The sequence below is a fragment of the Acinetobacter sp. Q186-3 genome (assembly GCF_013420655.1).
GTDB classification, from domain to species: Bacteria; Pseudomonadota; Gammaproteobacteria; order Pseudomonadales; family Moraxellaceae; genus Acinetobacter; species Acinetobacter indicus.
The window spans coordinates 1-19,907 of the sequence record NZ_VOXS01000025.1 but is presented as its reverse complement, the minus strand read 5'-3'; the positions used below and the strand labels follow the sequence as shown (position 1 = coordinate 19,907).

Genomic DNA, 19,907 nt, shown 5'->3' with positions numbered 1-19,907 from the left:
CCAAGCAGACGTGCACAGAAAACAGCAATTCAAGAACGAAATCTAAATCCTGTGCTTGACTTGGAAATGTCCATATAGGACATTTCTATTTGGTTATTAGGTAGGACATTTCTACTTTGGAATAACACCAATTTTACTTATAATCCCCCGAAACCTTCACATAATTCTGCGCTGAATAGGGCAAAAAGGCTTTTTCTTTATCAGTCAGCGGGCGTACTTTTTGTACCGGACTGCCAACATATAAATAACCACTTTCTAAACGCTTGCGTGGTGGTACCAGAGAACCCGCGCCAATCATCACATCATCTTCAACAACAACGTCATCCAAAATAATCGTGCCAATACCCACCAAAACACGGTTACCAATTGTGCAGCCATGCAAGGTCACATGATGGCCAATGGTAACATCTTCACCAATAATTAGCGGTGAGCCATCCGGTTTATCGGCATTTTTATGGCTGACATGCAGCATGGCATGATCCTGTACATTCGAGTTGTTGCCAATACGAATAGAATTAACATCCCCGCGAATTACGGCAAACGGCCAAACCGAGACATTTTCGCCTAATACCACATCACCAATGACCACACCCATCGGGTCGATATAACAGGAATCATCAATCTGTGGATGGGTATCTAAATAAGGACGAATGTTCTGGCTCATGGTGATCTGCTCGTAAAAGTGGAATGATCAAGACAATAGTATAAAAGAAAAAGCACCCATTCGCTGAATGAGTGCCTTCACTTAAGTCTAAAGTTGTGCCTTAAACTTAGAACAGGTTGCTAAAGAACTGCTTGATATGGTCAATGAGGCGTGAGAAGAAACCAGCTTCTTCAACCGCGTTTAAAGCCACCAGTGGTTTTTCAGCAATTACTTTACCATCTAAGCTTGCGACATATTTACCAATGACTTGGCCTTTTTGTAGCGGCGCAGTCAATTTCGGCTGAACCACCAATTGCGTTTTAATTTCATTGGCTTTGCCTTTAGGCATGGTCACATTAAAGTTTTCAGCCAGACCAATTTGTACTTCATCCGACTGACCAAACCAGACTTTAGATTTGGCCAGGACCTGATTTGCAGGCTGTACATTTTTGGTTTCAAAGTTGGCATAACCCCAAGCCAGCAATTCACGTGTTTGTGTCGCACGTTCCTGCATGGTTGGCGCACCAAAAATCACAGAAATCAGACGCGTTGGGCCACGTTTTGCAGAAGTCGTTAAACAGTAGCCGGCTTCATTGGTATGACCGGTTTTTAAACCATCAACACTTGGGTCTGTATAGAGCAGGGCATTACGGTTGCCTTGACGGATGCCATTAAAGGTAAATTCTTTTTCTGAATAAATTGGATAGTATTTAGAACTATCTTTAATGATGTGCTGGGCCAAGGTTGCCATATCTTTGGCAGTTGAATAATGGCCGTCTGCTGGCATACCAGTCGAGTTAATAAACTGGGTGTTGGTCATGCCAATTTTTTTAGCTTCTTCGTTCATCATGTGCGCGAAGGTGCCTTCATTACCGGCAATGTGTTCCGCCATGGCTTTAGAAGCATCATTACCCGACTGAACAATAATTCCACGCAGCATTTCAAGTACAGTTGCAGTGCCATTCAGCGGAACATACATACATGATTCTGTGCTACTACCACGACACCATGCAGATTCGTTCATACGAACTTTTTCATCTTCCGTGAGCTCGCCCTTCAATAGTTTTTGTTCAATGATGAAACTGGTCATCATTTTGGTCATTGAGGCCGGGGCAAGTTTTTCATTTTCATTTTTCGATGCAAGAATTTGCCCTGTTTCATAATCCATTAAAACATAAGATTTATTGTTGAGTTCTGGCGGATTGGATAAAACAGTTGCTGCATAAGAAAAGCTTGGTAGGAGGAGTAAGGCAGCAAGGGCGCTTTTTCGAGTCATTCTAGGTGTTCCAATACTTGATATATGCACAAAAGAGGCTAGCATTTTAGGATAAAGCAAAGCCGACTTCTATGGGAGAAATCGGCTTATTGGAAAAAGTATTGTAACCAAATAGTTTTATTTGCTGTACGCGGTCAATTCCTGGCAAATGGCTTTATTTTTCTGGCTTCCAGCTTTTTTGGCATCGGCCTGTGCTTCAACCAGCATCGGTTTAAAACTTTTTTGCTTGCTTAGGGCTTGTAAAGCGGCAACCGGATCTTTTTCTGCCGGCATATATTCTTTGGCCAGTTTGGCATAGCCCTGGTTAAATTTGGCCTGGTCTTTGTCCTGAATTAACGCTGGGCACACTTCAGATAATACATAAATGGCTGCCAGTTCCTGCTGGGTGACTTTTTGAAGTGGCGTGACTTCAATATTTTCATTCTGTGCCAGTGCGGTTTGCCCCAAACCCAAAGTAATGGCGATACCAGCCAGAAGTTGCAAAGATTTCGTTTTTAATTGGGAAATGTACATAAAAAAATAGACCTGAAACTTAAAAATACCACATGCCCATAAGCTTAATGATTTTTGACAGAATGAAAAGAAAAGAAGTGTATCTGAGCAGGCTGACACACACTCAAAATTAAAAATCCAAATCAGAAATGCAATAAAAAAGAGCAATCAACCTATGCTGATTACTCTTGATATAAAGATGGTGCGTCAGCGCAAACTTACAGTTCGATTGTAGCAGCATCCTGACAAACAGTTTTCTGTTCATCTGCCGTGGTTTCTTTGGCGGCATCACGTGCTTCAATCAGAATATTCTTATATTCAGCATCGGCCTGTAGTGCGCTGTAGCTTAAAGTCTGACCTTTTAAGTCTGCCAGGTAAGTTTCAATTAAGGCCTGAATATTGTTATCCAGTTTGGCGTTTTTGCCAATAATGGCCGGACAAACCTCAGCCATCACCTGAGCGGCAGCAATGTCTTCTTTTACAATGGTATTGGCTTCTTCTACCGTCAAGCCTTCAGCATTGACCGCTTGAGAGAGAATTACCGCAAAACCAAGCCCCAGTAAACGACGTACAGATAAGCGACGAATCATGTTATACACACTTTTTATTGATGGAAGTTCGACACTAAATATATATACTTCTCATTATATTTCAATGAAATGTGCTGACCGGTCATTTATTTAATTTGAAGAGTAAATTTGTGAATATCTTAATTGCCAATGATGATGGCGTTTTTGCGCCAGGGATCCAGGCGCTTGCACACGCATTAAAACCTTTGGGCCGTGTGGTAATTGTCGCGCCAGAAAGTGAGCGTAGCGGGTTTTCCAGTGCCTTGACCTTAGATCGTCCTTTACGTCCAATTCCGATTGCTGAAGATATCTGGGCGGTGAATGGCACTCCGGCAGACTGTGTCTATTTATCTATGAATGGCCTGTTTGATTTTGAATTTGATCTGGTGGTGAGCGGGATTAACAGCGGCGCCAATCTGGGTGATGATGTACTGTATTCAGGTACCGTTGGTGCTGCTTTTGAAGGGCGTTTAATGACGCAGCCGGCCATAGCTGTATCACTGGCTGGCCCTAATGTCCGAGCTTATCAGCATCCGGCCGATTATGCAGTTGCCGCGCAGTGGGTGCATGATTTTATTGCCAACGGCTTGCCAACCTTGCCGCCACGCCACATTTTGAATATTAATATTCCAGATGTGGCGGAATTAAAAGGCGCAAAAATTACCTATCAGGGCCGTCGTAGTCAATCTAAACCGATTACCAGCCATGTCGATCCGCGCGGTCGTCAGGTGTACTGGATTGGACTGGCCGGAGAAGCCGTTGCAGACCCGCGTAAAGATGTGGGTGAAATCCAGTCGGATTTCTTTGCTGTGGCCAATGGCTATGTCAGCATCACCCCAATTCAGATGGATGCGACCAATTACGATATTCTGGGGCATCTGCATGACAGCTTGAGTCCAGCCCTGTAAAGAATGTTATAACTTTGTGAAAAAGTACCGTCTGAAACTCTTTTTCGGTGCTTTTTTGTTAATCTTAGCGCAGTTCAATAATTACATTTAAGATGTAGAGAGGAAGATTAATGCCTTTGGTGTCACACGGTCGTTTATTTGCAGCACCGACAACATTGTTGAAAACTTTATTTGTATCTACAGCCGTTATTTCTACGCTCATCATCAGTGGCTGTGCGTCTAAACCTCAAGTACATAATTCTGCACGTTATGCGGCTGCGCCAAATTTCTATACCGTACGCTCAGGTGATACTTTAAGCGGCATTGCAGCACGTTATGGTTTAAGTTATCTCAGTATTGCGGAAATGAACGATATTGCCGCGCCGTACCGGATTTATGTGGGCCAGTCAATTCGTCTGAAAAGTGGCAGTGCGCCGCGTACCACCACAACGCGTCCGGTAACGCAGCCAGCACCAATCCAGCGTCAGACCATTGCTATTCCAAAAACTACGCCAGCACCGACCGCACCGGTGACCACGACGACCACAACCACACCACGAACCACTACTCCGGCGCCGACAGTGAGTTCTACCGTAGGTTCTTTACGCTGGGTGAAACCATCCAATGGTGCAGTAATTGAAAACTTCAATTTAGCGTCGAATGTGAAAGGGATTCGTTATGGCGGCAATGTGGGTGATCCGGTCTTTGCAGCTGCAGACGGGCAGGTGGTGTATGCCGCAGATGGCCTGAAAGAATACGGTAACCTGGTGTTAATTAAGCATATTAATGGCTATATCACCGCTTATGCACACAACAGTAAACTTAACGTGAATAGTGGACAAAATGTAGCAGCAGGGCAGAAAATTGCCGAAATGGGCTCATCGGGCACCACCCGCACCATGCTGGAATTCCAGGTCCGCCTTGATGGCAAGCCGATCAACCCGACTAATGTTTTACCAATAAATTAATTTTTTTAAGTGCAAAACGTAAATTTCACCGTATAATACAATGAGTTGCTTTTATCAAAGGTAGGAGCATCTCATAAGTTCAGAGGGAAATTTATGTTAGATCAACTTCGAGCAATGGGTGTATTTGCTTGTGTTGTTGAAAAAAGCTCGTTTAGTGGCGCTGCGCGTGAACTCGGTATCACCACAAGTGCTGTAAGTCAGCAAATTCGTTCTTTGGAAAATGAAATGGAAGTAACGCTGTTACACCGTTCCACCCGAAAACTGAGTTTGACTGAAGCTGGACAAGCTTTTTTCCACAGCTGTCAGGAAATGCTCGCCGCTGCGGAGCGTGGTAAAATACGCATTAATGAATTACGCGATGACCTGGTAGGTGATTTGCGTATCGCAACCACCCCGGAACTGGGTGCGAATCATGTCATTCCGGCATTGTCGCACTGGATGTCAGCCCATCGTGGCCTAGCCATACATGTCGAAGCGGACAATCAGTTTATTGACCTGATTGAAGGTCGGATAGATATTGCTTTGCGCATGAGTTCAAAAATTGAAGATAGTCAGCTGAATGTAGTGCCACTGGCGCGCGTTGAGCAGGTTCTGGTGGCATCACCAAGTTATCTGAACCAGACCACACCGGTGTCACGTCCTGAAGATTTAAAAAATCATGACCTGATTCCAGTAAATTTGATGAAAAATTATGCCAGTTTTTCATTTCATCACGCCAGTACGGGTGAAGTGGTCGGACTGGACATGAGCTCTCGCCTCACCACAAATAATGTTCTGATTGCCAAATCATTATGTTTACAAGGGCACGGAATCGCGAGACTTTTATATCTAGATGTACAAAAAGATTTAATTAACGGTTCTTTGGTCGAAGTATTACCTGAATGGAAATTGCCGACCTTTACATTGTATGCGATTACGCCAAAACGTGAGCAGCAGCCAATGAAAGTGCATCGTTGTCTGGATGCTTTAAAACAGTATTTTTGTCAGTTACCTGGCGGCAGAATTTACCAGGAAGCCTCATAAAATATAACAATTCAGAAATTAAAAAAGCCGCATCATGCGGCTTTTTTATGCAGATAGAGATCTGTTGAGATCAACACGCGGCTTAAGCCAGGAACGTTTTGATCATTTTCACCAGACGTTCAACCAGCTGATCGGCCTGTTCCTGGCTAATGTTCAAGGTTGGCAGTAAACGCACCACGGAGCCGGCGGTCACATTGACAATCAGTTTGTATTCATCACGGGCAATATCCACCAGTTCTGCGCAGGCTTTAGGTAATTCAATCCCGATCATCAGGCCAAAACCACGCACGCTGACATTTTGGTCAGCCAGCTGGTTGCGTAGCTGCTCAACAATATAGCTACCCATTTTTGCGGCATTCTCGACCAGATTTTCTTTCTGGATAATATCAATCACGGTGTAGACCACACGTGACCCCAGGGCAGTACCGCTATAAGTCGAACCGTGGTTACCCGCAGTCAAAACACCGACACCACGACCTTGAGTCATCACGGCACCAATCGGGAAGCCATTGCCCAGACCTTTAGCTGTGGTCAGTACATCCGGCACAATATTGGTGTGCTGATAAGCAAAATATTTACCGGTACGGCCATTACCTGTTTGTACTTCATCCAGCATCATTAACCAGTTGTGCTGATTACAGATCTGACGGATTTCTTCTAGGTAGCTAAAGCCTTGCGGTGCAGTGTTGACACCACCTTCACCCTGAATCGGTTCAACCAGAATAGCCACGATATCCGGATGGTTAATTGCAGCTTCTTCAATGGCTTCAATATCACCAAACGGTACACGAATAAAACCTTCAACCAATGGACCAAAGCCTTGTTGAACTTTTTTGTTACCCGTTGCAGATAGGGTTGCCAGCGTACGGCCATGGAAAGATTTGTCAGCTACAATAATTTTTGGTGACGCAATACCTTGCATATGACCGAATTTACGCGCAATTTTGATAGCGCCTTCGTTCGATTCTGCACCACTGTTGGAGAAGAAAACTTCTTCCATGCCAGCGACTTCAGCCAGTTTCTGTGCAGCAGCAGTTTGCCAAGGCACTTCAAAAAGGTTGCTGGTATGAATCAGGGTTGCAGCTTGTTCCGCAATTGCTTCAGCAATCACTGGATGAGCATGACCCAAACCGCAAACGGCGATCCCAGTTAAGGCATCTAAATACTCTGTACCATCTTCGGTATAAAGATATGCACCTCGTCCTCGGACAAAGCTGATCGGTTGACGACCAAAGACTGGCATCAAATGTGAAGGTTGATCAGTTTGTACCGGAGCGAGGGTAATATTGTTCATGACTAACTCTTTACTGTTAGGTGGAAAGAAAAACTTATATAAGCAAAAACTTGGTCAGATTTAAAGGGTAATTGTAAATAAAAATGGATTTATTATTTTAGACGTACTGTTTTTCTCTGTTTTGGGTATAATGCGAGACAGATTAGTTGAGGATTTATCAATGACTGAACAAGCACGCGATACCGAAGCGTTAATTCGTGACCAAATTGCTAAACATGCAGTTCTTCTTTACATGAAAGGCACACCGCAATTCCCACAATGTGGTTTCTCAGCTCGTGCAGTAGAAGCGCTCAGTCAAATTGGTCGTCCATTTGCCTATGTGAATATTCTTGAAAACCAGGATATTCGTGCAACTTTGCCGAAAATTGCCAACTGGCCAACTTTCCCGCAATTGTGGATCAATGGCGAGTTAATTGGCGGTAGCGATATTATGCTGGATATGTTCCAAAAAGGTGAGTTACAGCCTTTGGTTGAACAGTACAGCCCAGCGCCTGAAGCTTAATTCAGTCGTATAAAAAAGCGCCTTTCGGCGCTTTTTTGCTTTTTTAGACCGGCCATTATGAGCCAGTCTGGTTACGGGCATCTTCTACCGGAATAGCCTCAATTGCTGCTTCAGCAGGCTGATCTTTTTTCTTGGCCTTTTTTTCTTTCTTGGCTTTTTTCTTTTTCTTTGGCTCTTCCTCTTCAATTTCTGCGCCATCTTCAATGGCTTGCCAGTATTCAAGCTGCGCCATCACCATGTCATAAATCGAGCCTTTGCTATAACGGCCTTTTTTGTCCAGTTTACCGACCGGACGCGCCATCAGAATTTCTAGCGCCTGATCAATCACATCAATGGCATGAATATGGAATTCGCCTTTTTGCACCGCTTCAATCACATCTTTACGCAGCATGAGATGCTGCATGTTTTGACGCGGAATAATCACGCCTTGCTTGCCGGTTAAACCTTGTAATTTACAGGCATCATAGAAGCCTTCAATTTTGGCATTGACGCCGCCAACAGGTTGCACCTGACCCAGCTGGTTCATGGAACCGGTAATGGCCCAGGACTGATCAATTGGTAACTGGCTGATTGCTGAAATCAGGGCAGACAGTTCCGCAACGGTGGCGCTATCACCATCGACCTGACCATAGCTCTGTTCAAAGGCCAGTGCGGCAGAGAAGTGCAGAATCTGTTCGCGGCCAAAATGGGCTTTCAGGAAGCTGGACATTAACAGCACGCCTTTGGCATGCAGCGAGCCGCCCAATTCAACACTGCGTTCAATATCCAGAATATCGCCGCCGCCCTGATAGACCGATGCCGTCAGGCGCGAAGGCAGGCCAAACTCGACATCGGCATAATGAATCACGGACAGGGCATTGATCTGACCCAGACGATGACCCTTGGTTTCAATCAGCTGGGTGCCGCGCGACAGGTCCTGCCAGTACAGTTCACGCAAATAGCCTAAGCGATATTTACGATGATCCAGCGCCATGTTGATATGTTCTTCTGACACCATCTTTTTGTCGGCTTGTACCGCATGATGATGTGATTCCCGAATCAGATCACCCAGCGTCAGGGCATGTAAGGACAGCGAGCTTTGGTCCTCGGCCAGACGACTCGAGTCGGTTAACAGCGCGGCCAGGGCAGAGCGGTCAAAGGGCAGTAGTTTATCGGCCTGAACATAATCAGCTATCAGCTGCATATAAGCCTGCTCATTGGTGTCATTACGTTGTAATGTATCGGTGAAGTCGGCACGGATTTTAAAGACGCTGCCCAGCTCCGGTTCGACTTCCAGAATTTCATAATAGATTTCCGGCTCGGCCAGTAGAATGACCTTTAAGGTCAGGGGAATTGATTCCGGTTCAATCGAAATACTGCCGGTTAAAGTCAGCATATGTTCCAGTGAGGACAGTTTTAGCTGGCCCGATTTCAAGGCACGTTTCAGCCCTTGCCAGGCATAAGGCTGTTCCAGTAACTGTTCGGCTTCCAGAATTAAAAAACCGCCATTGGCACGATGTAAGGCACCGGAACGGATTAAGGTGAAGTCAGTGGTGATGGTGCCGTTCTGGGTCATCTGTTCCACATGACCGAGCAGGTTGTAATGGGTCGGGAAATCTTCAAAGATTACCGGTGCACCCGAGTTCGGTTTATGCGTGACAACAATATTGGCCTGATAACGCGCTGGCACCCGGCTAAACACCGCCGGAGTGAAGTCATCTTCTTCCTGTTCCAGCACCATTTCAACATTGTTGATAATGTCTTCGGCATAGTATTTCAGATAGTCTTCAAGCCCTTGAACCTCTGAAAATTTATTCAGTAATAAATCAATCCGCGGCATCACCACCTGTTTGGCAATGTCACGATTCAGGACCTGAACCCGATCTCGTGCATCATCTTCTAGATCACCCAGATGCAGACCCAGACGTTCCAGTTTTTTATCCATATAGCGCATATTGGCGGCAATTTCGGCGCGCTCTTTGCTGCTTAAGGCATTGACATCTTCCTGGGTCATTTCCTGCAGCTGGTCATCTTTAAACTGCACCGGAATAAAGCAGTGCTCGTCATTGCGCGAGACCAGTTTTAAATCCAGGGTTTCACCTTCTTTGGTCAGTTCAATGAGGGCCTGTTGCTGTTCATCACCGGTTTGCTGGCGAATCTGTTCAATGCGGTTGTGATAGGTTTCGGCGCTAAAACGGCGTTCCAGCTGTTTTAAAATGGTCTGCCAGCTCTGATGCAGCTGGGTCTGGAATTTTGGTGCCTGACCGGCCGGCAGTCGCAGGGCAATGGGCTGGCGCGGGTTTTTAAAATTATTGACATACACCCAGTCATTTGGCGTGGCCATGGTTTTGGCATGTTGCTGCAGTAAACGCCGGATCATGGTGCGTTTGCCCAGTCCTGCCGTACCGACCGCAAAAATGTTATAGCCGGAATAAGGCAATGCAATGCCGGCTTCTACTGAAGCGCGGGCACGATCCTGACCCAGAAAATTATTTAAAGGCTTAATCCGTTTGGTGGAGGCCGGAATTTTTTCCAGATCCGGAATATGGGTCAGCTGTTCCGGGCTTAAGCGGGTGTTATTAAGTGTCGTTTGAATTTCGGCTTGTTCGAAGGCTGAGGTAAGAGTTTGTTCTGGTTGTAAAACTAATGTTTGTTGTTCGGTAATTGAAGCAGATAAAGAAGAGGTCATGTGCTCGTGTCTTTGCGTCACTGTGAAATCCAAAACGAAATTATTGCAATAGAGATTTAAGGTATACAGGTTTAATAGAAAATTTCAAGCCAGGCCGCTGCATTTCTCCAGAAAATCACAGGGCGTTTGCATAAATCAGGTTGAAACCAAATCCATTAAACGATTGAATAGCAACATTCAGTTTTTTGACAAAAATAATGTAATGACAACACAATCTACAGGATGGAAATCTGCCTTTACCGCATTTTTAGATCGGCGTGCGCTGATCATGCTGTTTCTTGGCTTCTCGGCCGGTATTCCCATTCTTCTTATTTTTTCCAGTTTATCGTTATGGTTAGGTGAAGCCGGCATTAGCCGTAATGCCGTAACTTTCTTTAGCTGGGCGGCGCTGGGTTATTCATTTAAGTTTGTCTGGGCACCATTAATTGATGAGTTACCAGTGCCATATTTAACCCAAAAACTGGGCCGGCGCCGGGCCTGGCTTTTAATTGCCCAGGTCCTGATTATATGCGCCATCTGTATTATGGCCTTTTCAGATCCGGCCTTAGGGCAGACGCATCTCTACCAGATGGCGGTGGGTGCGGTGCTGCTCGGTTTTGCTGCGGCCACGCAAGATATTGTGATTGATGCCTATCGTATTGAGCTGGCTGAAACCCAGATGCAAACTGTATTGGCTTCGACCTATAACGCCGGTTATCGTATCGGGATGATTGTAGCTGGTGCGGGCGCTTTATTTCTGGCGGCGTATCTGGGCACGGCTAAAGGCAACTATATTTATGAGGCCTGGAAATACACCTATCTGGTGATGGCGGCGGTGATGCTGATCGGGATGTGTACCACGCTGGTGATTCGTGAGCCGGTGGTGGAGCGTGTCCGTAAAGAATATAAACGCAGCGATTATTATCGACTGGTGGTGGTGTTTTTTGTTGCCGTGATCAGTTTTGTGCTGAGTTATATCTATTCCGGTCAGGCGCTGGATGCGCTGAAAAACCAGCTCAGTATTCAGGATTCCTTCCTGCTGTTTACGCTGGAGGCGATTCGCTTTATTGGCTCGGGTGCGGTGGCTTTACTGGTCGGAACTGTGCTGGTCAAACTGGGTGCAGTCAATAAACAGATGGCTTTTGAAACCTGGGTGCATCCGGTCGCGGATTTCTTTAAGCGCTATGGTTTAAAGCTGGCTTTGGTGTTACTGCTGCTGATCGGGTTTTATCGGGTTTCGGATATTATTGCAGGGGTCATTTCCAATGTGTTTTATCAGGACCTGAACTTCAGCAAAGAACAGATTGCTGAAGCAGTCAAAGTCTACGGGGTGATTTTCTCGTTGGTGGGTGGCTTCCTGGGCGGTTTGCTGGCCCAAAAAATGAATATCATGAAACTGATGTTTCTGGGCGCAGTGCTGGCCAGCTCGACCAACCTGATTTTTATTGGACTGGTCAAATCCGGGCAAAGCCTGAGTGATGTGCAGGTGAATGTCGGGGCGCAGCAATATAAGGTACAGGCCGATGAAGCCGGTTACTGGAGCGTACAGGTACCGAGCAACGTGCTGGCTCAGGCTAATCAGATTCAGGTACAGGCACAATACGCCAATCAGTCCGATCAGGCGCAATTAAGCATGCCGTATTTGCAGCAGACCGGCACAGCCCAAATCCAGTTATTACCGATTACCTCGGATGACCGGATTTCTGCACAGGAAGCCGAGCAAAGTCTGGTGATTCGTGGTCAGTTGAGTGGTCTTGATGCTGCACAGCTACAGCAAGAACAGCCGCTGAGTCTGGTTCTGGATGGCAAGGAATATCCGGCCAAGCTGGAAGAGGGCGGTCTGTTTAGTGGTGTGATTGAAGGCCAGCAGTTACAGACAGCGCAAAATAGCACGATTCAGGTGCAGGCCCGATTGCTGGATGGCAGTACACTCAGTGCCAGCCGCGGTTATCAGCTGGCACCGCAGCATCCGGTGTTGGATATTGATATTCAGGCCCTGACACCGGTGGATATCAACGCTGATGCAGCGGTAGAAGTTCGCGGTAAGGTGATTAAACCGTATAGCAGTTTATGGCTCTATCTGGCAATTATTATTGATAACCTGGCCTCCGGTCTGGCCGGTGCGGCATTTATTGCCTTCCTGTCCAGCTTAACCAGTGTGTCGTTTACCGCTGTACAATATGCGATCTTTAGTTCGCTAATGACCCTCACTCCTAAAATTTTAGGTGGATATTCAGGTACCATAGTCAATAATATCGGTTATCCGAGTTTCTTCCTCATGACCACGCTGCTTGGAATTCCGATTCTGATTCTGGTGGTGTGGGTGGCAAAATTATTGCGTGCTCATGAACACGCTCAAATTCAACAAAAGGACGAATAATATGCGCATGCTGCATACCATGTTACGTGTAGGCAATTTAGAACGGTCATTGCAGTTCTATACTGAAGTACTTGGCATGACTTTACTCCGTAAACGTGACTACGAAGAAGGCCGCTTTACCCTGGCATTTGTCGGCTATGGTGATGAAGACAACCATACCGTGCTGGAACTGACCCATAACTGGGATACAGACAGCTATGAGCTGGGCAATGGCTATGGTCATATTGCCATTGCAGTGGAAGATGCTTACAAAGCCTGTGAAGAAATCAAGGCGCGCGGCGGCAATGTGGTGCGTGAAGCGGGTCCAATGAAAGGCGGCGTGACCGTAATTGCCTTTGTGGAAGATCCGGACGGTTATAAAATCGAACTGATCCAGCAGGATGGCAATGCCCGCAATAACTAAGTTGGCGCAGTAGTATAGCGCCACAAAATAGTGAACATTAAGCCAGCAGACTAGCTTTATTGTTCCAGCCCAGTAAGATGGAACTTTACCGTGAGGTAAAACCCGCTGACTGGGCTTTTTTATGTCGATGCAAAAATAAAATCACAGGATGTAGACATGCTAAAACTACTTGCATTGGATCGCTTTACCATATTGTTAATTGTGATGGTGATACTGGCCAGTATCGTGCCAGTCTCTGGGCAGGTGGCTGAAGTCTTTGGCGTTATTACCACGGCGGCTATTGCAGTGCTGTTTTTTTTACATGGGGCAAAATTGTCCAGAGAGGCGGTGGTACAAGGCATCATGCACTGGCAACTGCATACGCTGGTGTTTGCGTTTACCTTCTTGTTATTTCCCGTCTTAGGTCTCATGGCCAAACCCGTATTATTGCCATTGCTGGGGCAGGAGCTGTACTGGGGCTTTCTGTTTATGTGCTTCCTGCCTTCTACGGTGCAGTCTTCTATTGCCTTTACCTCGGTTGCACGCGGCAATGTCGCCAGTGCAGTCTGCAGTGCGTCTTTTTCCAATATTGCCGGCATGTTCATTACTCCGGTTCTGGTCAGCCTGTTTATTTTTGGCCAGTCGCAGCACGACTATGACCCGACCTCATCCATTATTCAGATTACCTTATTGTTATTGGTGCCTTTTATTCTGGGGCAATTGCTGCGGCCGTGGGTCTATCCATTTTTGGTCAAGTTCCCAAGTCTGGTTAAAGGCTTTGATCAGGGTACGATTTTGATGGTGGTTTATGGTGCCTTTAGTGGCGCCGTGGTGGCCGGACTGTGGAATGAAGTCAGTGGCACAACGTTACTGATTCTAACTGTAGCCTGTTCGGTGCTGCTGACCATCATCATGCTGTTGGCGCTGTACATCCCAAAATGGCTGGGCTTTAAACGTGAAGACCAGATCGCGATTTTCTTCTGCGGCTCTAAAAAAACCCTAGCCAGTGGTGTACCGATGGCGCAGATTCTGTTTATTGGCCAGCCTTTGGGCATGATTGTGCTGCCAATCATGATTTTCCATCAAATCCAGCTGATGGTCTGCGGCATTATTGCCAATTACTGGTCGAAGCAGCCTGAAATTGAGGACAAAGAATAATTCGCATATTGGCATAGATTCACGTATAATATGCCCCAACTTGTTGTGCTTAGCTCTGACGGTATCCGTCTCGGTGGGCCAAAAGAATGGTCTGTTGTGGTGTTGGTCTGCGGTTTATCTTGAATAAACAGCTTTTTTCCTCAGTCTTGAGAGTGATCAATTGCGACGACAGCAAAACCTTCTTTAATCTTATGGAGTAATCGACGATGCGCGCCGATATTCACCCAAAATATGAAAAATTAGTTGCTACTTGTTCATGTGGTAACGTGATCGAAACTCGTTCAGCTGTTGGTAAAGACACTCTTTACCTAGACGTATGTTCAGCTTGCCACCCATTCTACACTGGTAAGCAAAAGAACGTTGACACTGGCGGTCGTATCGACAAGTTCAAACAACGTTTTGCTGGTATGTCACGTTCTATCAAACGTGGTTAATACCCAGAATGAAAAAAACGGGCATTTGCCCGTTTTTTTGTGCCTGCACTTCAGGCGAAAAGTACAAGACCTTATTGGTCTTGTACATCAATGAGATGATCCAGTTTCTTCTGGAAGTAATCACCCTGAATATAACGGGCATCTACATTCCAGGCGTTGGCAAACAGGTTCATATCATTTAGTTCATGTAGCACCACTTCCACCGGCTTGATTTCGCTAAACTGCTGAATCTGTTCCTGTAGCTCCTGAGTGGCACTATCTTGCATCAGTTTGCTGGTCAGCGATGGATGCAGGGTCACATATTGCACATCCAGCTGTTTAAGAATGGATTCGCTATACATCGACTGGCCAAATTCACGGATAGAAATCTCCGCACCGTGCTGATGCAGCAAATGCATCTGCTTTTGGGCATCCATCAGGTTCTGGCTCACATCTTCTTCAGAGAATTGCAGAATTAACGGATAAGCCTGCTGACTGCCCACAATGGTAATCAGTTTGGACACAAATTCCGGGAACGCGCGGTCTTGTAACAGCACATGCTTGTTCAGGTTAACAATCAGCTTGGCTTCCGGATATTGGGTAATGAAGTTGTGTAGCTGTTTGCAGGCTTCGACCAGAATCCAGCGATCCAGTTTAATGGCTAATTCTGGGTCTTCTGCCAAGTCAATTAAGCCAGTCAGTGGTTGCCATTCGTTATTGAAAATAAAGCCGCTGGTTACTTCGTAGGTATATAAGTTAGTATCTTGCTTGTCGTAAAGTTGTTGATATTTCAGATGAATTTCACCTCGATCTAGGCTTTGACGTATAGCAGCAATAATTGCTGATTCACTGTAGGATTGTGGTACAGCAACGGCAGGTTCAATTACATTTAAATTAGATTCACCGAATGATAAGTCTAAGGCTAAACCTGAGTTATGTTGTTCTTGTGGTTTTGGTAATGCGTTGGCAAAACCTTGGCTAATCAGTTGTTCAAAATTGCTTTCATTTTGAATATCTTGAGTGAGCGGCACATAACCAATACGCAAATTAAGCGGATAGCTGTGTTGATCTACCGTGAGTAATTGGGGTTTCGTGAGTGAGTTTAAGCCAATCAGTTTTGATTCTAAAATTGTAGGCGATTCTGCTTGGAACAAACCAACGACTAAACCATTACTCACATTAAATAAAGGTACATTGGTCTGTTCTTTTAAAAAGTTTTTAATATTGGCAAAGTAATTTTTTGTGGTTTGCCAGTCGGATTGGAAAATTGAATCTGGGCAGTTCGCCAACGAAAACACCACTAAAGCATTATCACTAGAAGGCTGTTTGGCTAAAGTACGATTCACCAATTGGTAGGCGCTAGGCTTTACTGTCGCTTTGTCTGAGGTGGTTTGAGTAGGGGCTTTATTATGCGCAGTATTTGCAATATCTATGGTGATTTGTATGGCGTCGTCAGCTGCTGCAATAAATTCAATTTTGAGTGGGTTTTGTTGTGCCAGAAGCGGGTTTTGGCTATGAATATCAAAATGGCCGTGTTCAAACTGTCCTTGACTGACTTTCTTAAAGCGGAATTTAAAATCTGTAATATCTTGGGGTTGCAATAAATCTAATAATGGCAAGCCAATAATGTCATCTTCACTTTTTAAACCAAATAGCTGTAAATATTCAGCATTGGCTTGTGCATGAATTCCTTCCTGAATAATTGCCACAGCTTTGCTACTGTCTTCGACTAGCGCCTGTGCTTGTGATTGCGCATTATCAAGTTCAGTCATAAGTTGTTCTTGTGACTGTTGTAAGCGACTGAAAGACAATGCCCGAATTAAGCCAAAATAGAAGCGTTCAGGATAATCTAAATTGATAATGTCATAGATGCCTTTGCGCACATAACTAGTATATTGTGTGGCATCGTAATCGTCTGGTTTGAGCAACAGTAGCGGAAGATTCGGTTGCTGTGATGCACGAATTAAAGTAAGGGCCTGATCGATTTTCATGTCATAAGCACGACCAAAAATCACCAAATCCCAAGTTAAATGTAATTGTTTTTCAAAATTTTTTATGTCATCTAGAAGATAAGCTTGAACACGGTGCTCATTTGCAGTGAGTTGCTCACAAATTTGATTAAAACGTATTTGGTTGTCATCGATTATGAGTAAACGTGTTTCGGTACGTTTGAGCTTTTTAGATAATAATGGATTTCTCACTTTAATGCTTCCCATAAATCTTGATTCTTAACGTCATTCATCTGCTTGTGAATAAAGGCATCGACTGTGGCTTGCTGCTGGTCATTTAACAGTTCAAAGTCAAAACGCATAAAGCTTTGAGTAATGAGTAACGGTTTAATTAAAAAGACTTTAATGTCTTCATCCCCTAAACGCAGCTGTACGGTCTGCTTGTCTCTTAATAATTGAATCCCCGGTAAAATAAGATGAGTGCTGACTTCATTTAGCTGTGAGCTCTGCATGAGCAGGGCAGGATGATAATGCCCGCTATGCCGGTCAGATTTCACATAGACGGCACATGGAATAATGTCCTGCGCCAAAACTTCAAGGCCCAGTTCCAGGGTTTTGTCAGTCGACTGTTTAATCCAGCGAATCACACCGCCACGCCACGGACTTTGCGGATTTTCCTGCACCAGAATAAATTCACCGGTTTTAAGGTTTTTTGGCGTTTCACCTTCCCATTTAATCCGGTAACCATTCACACTGATATCCAGCACTTCCGCGCCGTAAATCTGTTTGGCTTCACGGTCCAGACTCTGGATTTTGCTGATGTCGGCAGTGGTATGACTGTGCATCTGGTTGATGAACTGGCTTTCACTCTGGAACTGGTAATTTTCACCCAGTTGCAGGGTTTCCTGAAAATTCTTGCCTTTAGACAAATAGAAGTGTGCCACGCTTAAGCCAAAGCAGATTTTGACCCGGGCCGAATATTCATAACGTTCATGGCGACGCTCAGGATTATGGGTGAGCAGGGTATGAATATGAAAATGCAGGGCTGGAGTTAAAAACAGCTTTTCATTGCGGGAGAAATGTTCGGCCTTGCGGCCCTGATTTTCACTAATATGATCCAGCAGCGCTTGTGTCGAAATAAAAATACCCGGCTCAAAATCACCCGATTGATGCGAGTTATAAATTGGCGGATAGTCTTTATTGGTATCGACAATATAGCGTGACAGGGTGGTTTCTTTGGGCAAAATCTGAATCAGCTTGACCCAGTCAAAACTGCAGAGATACAGCCCCTGAATTTCGGCTGGACGAATCTGATGGGTATTGAAAATATCCAGCAGGATTAATTGCACATAGGCCTGACTGATATTTTGCAGCTGATGCTGGGTGCCTTGCAGATGGTTAATATTGTTCTGATGAAAATTGTGCTGCAGCGCGCAGTTAAACAGTTGATGTGCAGTGAGCCATTGCCCGGAAAATGGCGAGCTATATAGCATCTGTTGCTGATACAGCAATAAGGTCAGTTGTTGCAGCGCATAATAGGTGGCCACAGTCCGCGCAGTCTGCAGGTTCTTTTTCAGGTTAAAGGCAAAAATGGAAAACTTCTGCTGGGCCAGCTGGCGGTGACTGCGGCGCGCGATTTCAATATAGACTTTGGCAAAATGACTACGTAACAACAGCGCCAGCTCGATAATATGCTCATTGCGGTCGCTGCTAATCAGACCCTGGTTAAAAAAGTGTTTTTCCAGGCTGGTCAGGACATTTTCCAGCGTCGGGTGAATGGCCTGAATCAGGTCAAAGCGCAAGGTTTCCTGACATTTGAGTTCAGAAATTTCCAGTAAGGCTTTGAACAAGGCTTTTGACGAGTCCCCAAGCTGTAAAATGGATAAGTCAGCTGCCCACTCCTGAATACTTTTGACAGAATTCTGGCAAAAACTGAGCTGTTCCAATTTCAGCTCAGTGGCAACCTGAAAAATATCTGAATGATTCATAGTCATCGTTGTTATTTAACTCAAATTCAAGCAGTTGAAACCCCAAAAAGCGGTGTTTTATTCTTTTCGCCCGCAATTTCCCTAACGAGTTTAGGAACCAGATAACCCGGCAAGTTCGCTAAAACCTCTTTATAAATAAGATCGATGTCCTGTGGCATCAGATCGAAATGATGTGCACCTTTCACTTTATCTAATACATGCAAGTAATACGGCATCACCCCAGCATCGAACAGGCGATAACTTAAATCGACCAGAACCTGAGCAGAATCATTCACCCCACGAAGTAAAACTGCCTGATTCAGGACGGTAATTTGATGTTTCACCAGTGTATTTAATGTACGGCAAGTGAAGTCATCCAATTCTGATGCATGATTTGAGTGTACCACCAGAATAATCCGTAGCCTACTGTTTTTTAATATGGAAATCAGCGCTTCATCGACACGGTTGGGGATTACAATCGGAACGCGTGAATGAATTCTCAAAAATTTAATCTGCGGCAGCGATTCCAGACGTTCAATCCAGCTCTGTAAACGTCGATTGGTTAACGTTAATGGATCACCGCCACTTAAAATCACTTCATTAATGTCGGGCTGAGACTCAATATATTGTTTGATGTTTAGCCAATCTTCATTTTTAGGCAGGTTGTCCTGATAGGGAAAATGGCGGCGGAAACAGTAGCGGCAATGTACCGCACAAGCCCCGGTCAGGGTCAGTAAAAAACGCGACTTATATTTGTGCAGGACACCCGGTTGCTGATTGGCCTGTTCTTCACCTAAGGGATCGGTGACAAATTCAGGATGATCTTCCAGTTCCAGATGATGTGGCAAGACCTGTAACAGCAGCGGATCAAAGGGATCGGCGACTTTCATTTTTCCGACGAATGCACGCGGCACACGTAATTTAAACTGTTCAGATGCCAGAATTGCGCCGGAGAGTAACTGTTCAGGCGACAGTTGCAGAAGATTCAGCAACTCCTGAGGATCGGTAATTAAATCACTGAGCTGTGATTGCCAGTTTTGCTGTTGATACAAATAGTTTGTCATGCCGGAAAAAGAATCATGGAAGTGGGAGGGCAAGGCCTAATCGTGCTAGGGCTTGTTGAGAATTAACAAAGGCTACTGATTAATTTATAATAGTACTATGGATAGATACATACTTACTGATGCCCAATGGGCAAAAATGGAACCTTTTTGCCTAGGTAAAGTGACCGATCGAGGTCGTAGTGGAAAAGATAATCGATTATTTTTAGAAGCAGTCCTATGGATTGCCCGTACAGGCAGTCCATGGCGTGATCTACCTGCTCATTTTGGTAAATGGAATACCGTCTTTAAAAGAT

At 45.1% G+C, this 19,907-nt stretch carries 18 protein-coding genes; 9 read left to right on the top strand and 9 right to left on the bottom strand.

From position 1 onward, the window contains the following. Positions 1–133 precede the first annotated feature (133 nt). From FTT64_RS13510 to FTT64_RS13495, 4 genes are all read right to left on the bottom strand, one after another. Positions 134–664 (bottom strand): gamma carbonic anhydrase family protein, encoded by a 531-nt coding sequence (locus FTT64_RS13510; RefSeq protein WP_180103778.1) that lies wholly within the window; start codon positions 662–664, stop codon positions 134–136. 106 nt (positions 665–770) lie between these two features. Then, positions 771–1,919, bottom strand: coding sequence for a D-alanyl-D-alanine carboxypeptidase PBP5/6 (dacC, locus tag FTT64_RS13505; RefSeq protein WP_005176801.1), 1,149 nt, complete (start codon positions 1,917–1,919; stop codon positions 771–773). Between the two features lie 117 nt (positions 1,920–2,036). Next, complete coding sequence (locus FTT64_RS13500) at positions 2,037–2,432, bottom strand: MCR_0457 family protein (protein WP_163145941.1); 396 nt, start codon at positions 2,430–2,432, stop codon at positions 2,037–2,039. A gap of 197 nt (positions 2,433–2,629) precedes the next feature. Then, positions 2,630–3,001 (bottom strand): MCR_0457 family protein, encoded by a 372-nt coding sequence (locus tag FTT64_RS13495; RefSeq protein ID WP_152342262.1) that lies wholly within the window; start codon positions 2,999–3,001, stop codon positions 2,630–2,632. 110 nt (positions 3,002–3,111) lie between these two features. Between FTT64_RS13495 and surE the strand changes: the two genes are divergently transcribed. The 3 genes from surE (at position 3,112) to FTT64_RS13480 (ending at position 5,858) form a co-directional block, all read left to right on the top strand. Further along, positions 3,112–3,888 (top strand): 5'/3'-nucleotidase SurE, encoded by a 777-nt coding sequence (surE, locus tag FTT64_RS13490; RefSeq protein WP_075174788.1) that lies wholly within the window; start codon positions 3,112–3,114, stop codon positions 3,886–3,888. 110 nt (positions 3,889–3,998) lie between these two features. Further along, the gene (locus FTT64_RS13485; protein ID WP_016658404.1) at positions 3,999–4,835 is read left to right on the top strand and encodes a peptidoglycan DD-metalloendopeptidase family protein; all 837 of its coding nucleotides are present in this window, start codon (positions 3,999–4,001) and stop codon (positions 4,833–4,835) included. 93 nt (positions 4,836–4,928) lie between these two features. Then, positions 4,929–5,858 carry a LysR family transcriptional regulator gene (locus FTT64_RS13480; RefSeq protein WP_005176807.1) on the top strand — a complete coding sequence of 310 codons (930 nt, stop codon included), beginning with the start codon at positions 4,929–4,931 and terminating at the stop codon, positions 5,856–5,858. An 82-nt stretch (positions 5,859–5,940) separates the two neighbouring features. On the opposite strand, the gene FTT64_RS13475 is transcribed toward FTT64_RS13480, so the two are convergent. Next, positions 5,941–7,152, bottom strand: coding sequence for an aspartate aminotransferase family protein (locus FTT64_RS13475; RefSeq protein WP_168396445.1), 1,212 nt, complete (start codon positions 7,150–7,152; stop codon positions 5,941–5,943). A 160-nt stretch (positions 7,153–7,312) separates the two neighbouring features. Between FTT64_RS13475 and grxD the strand changes: the two genes are divergently transcribed. Then, entirely contained in the window at positions 7,313–7,654 is a 342-nt protein-coding gene (gene grxD / locus FTT64_RS13470) for a Grx4 family monothiol glutaredoxin (protein ID WP_005176812.1), read from the top strand. Positions 7,655–7,709: 55 nt separating this feature from the next. Here grxD and FTT64_RS13465 read toward each other — a convergent pair whose 3' ends face one another. Further along, positions 7,710–10,322, bottom strand: coding sequence for a Lon protease family protein (locus tag FTT64_RS13465; RefSeq protein WP_171526934.1), 2,613 nt, complete (start codon positions 10,320–10,322; stop codon positions 7,710–7,712). A gap of 202 nt (positions 10,323–10,524) precedes the next feature. On the opposite strand from FTT64_RS13465, the gene FTT64_RS13460 reads away from it, so the two are divergent. From FTT64_RS13460 to rpmE, 4 genes are all read left to right on the top strand, one after another. After that, positions 10,525–12,681 carry an MFS transporter gene (locus FTT64_RS13460; protein ID WP_180103777.1) on the top strand — a complete coding sequence of 719 codons (2,157 nt, stop codon included), beginning with the start codon at positions 10,525–10,527 and terminating at the stop codon, positions 12,679–12,681. A 1-nt stretch (position 12,682) separates the two neighbouring features. Continuing rightward, the gene (gene gloA, locus FTT64_RS13455) at positions 12,683–13,084 is read left to right on the top strand and encodes a lactoylglutathione lyase (protein WP_016658400.1); all 402 of its coding nucleotides are present in this window, start codon (positions 12,683–12,685) and stop codon (positions 13,082–13,084) included. A 156-nt stretch (positions 13,085–13,240) separates the two neighbouring features. Next, positions 13,241–14,221, top strand: a complete 981-nt coding sequence (locus tag FTT64_RS13450) for a bile acid:sodium symporter family protein (RefSeq protein ID WP_104488747.1) — start codon at positions 13,241–13,243, stop codon at positions 14,219–14,221. A 206-nt stretch (positions 14,222–14,427) separates the two neighbouring features. Beyond that, complete coding sequence (gene rpmE / locus FTT64_RS13445; RefSeq protein WP_005176824.1) at positions 14,428–14,655, top strand: 50S ribosomal protein L31; 228 nt, start codon at positions 14,428–14,430, stop codon at positions 14,653–14,655. Between the two features lie 71 nt (positions 14,656–14,726). Here rpmE and FTT64_RS13440 read toward each other — a convergent pair whose 3' ends face one another. The 3 genes from FTT64_RS13440 to epmB are packed head-to-tail and all read right to left on the bottom strand — an operon-like array spanning position 14,727 to position 19,614. Further along, positions 14,727–16,850: an EAL domain-containing protein gene (locus FTT64_RS13440; RefSeq protein WP_180182484.1), complete on the bottom strand. Its 2,124-nt coding sequence runs from the start codon at positions 16,848–16,850 to the stop codon at positions 14,727–14,729. After that, positions 16,832–18,577 carry a GTPase gene (locus tag FTT64_RS13435; RefSeq protein ID WP_180103774.1) on the bottom strand — a complete coding sequence of 582 codons (1,746 nt, stop codon included), beginning with the start codon at positions 18,575–18,577 and terminating at the stop codon, positions 16,832–16,834. Before FTT64_RS13435 ends, FTT64_RS13440 begins: the two co-directional genes overlap by 19 nt. Before the next feature lie 20 nt (positions 18,578–18,597). Then, positions 18,598–19,614, bottom strand: coding sequence for an EF-P beta-lysylation protein EpmB (epmB, locus tag FTT64_RS13430; RefSeq protein WP_104471883.1), 1,017 nt, complete (start codon positions 19,612–19,614; stop codon positions 18,598–18,600). Between the two features lie 97 nt (positions 19,615–19,711). On the opposite strand from epmB, the gene FTT64_RS13425 reads away from it, so the two are divergent. Beyond that, on the top strand, positions 19,712–19,907 hold a 196-nt coding region (locus FTT64_RS13425), incomplete at its 3' end, for a transposase (protein ID WP_180182485.1).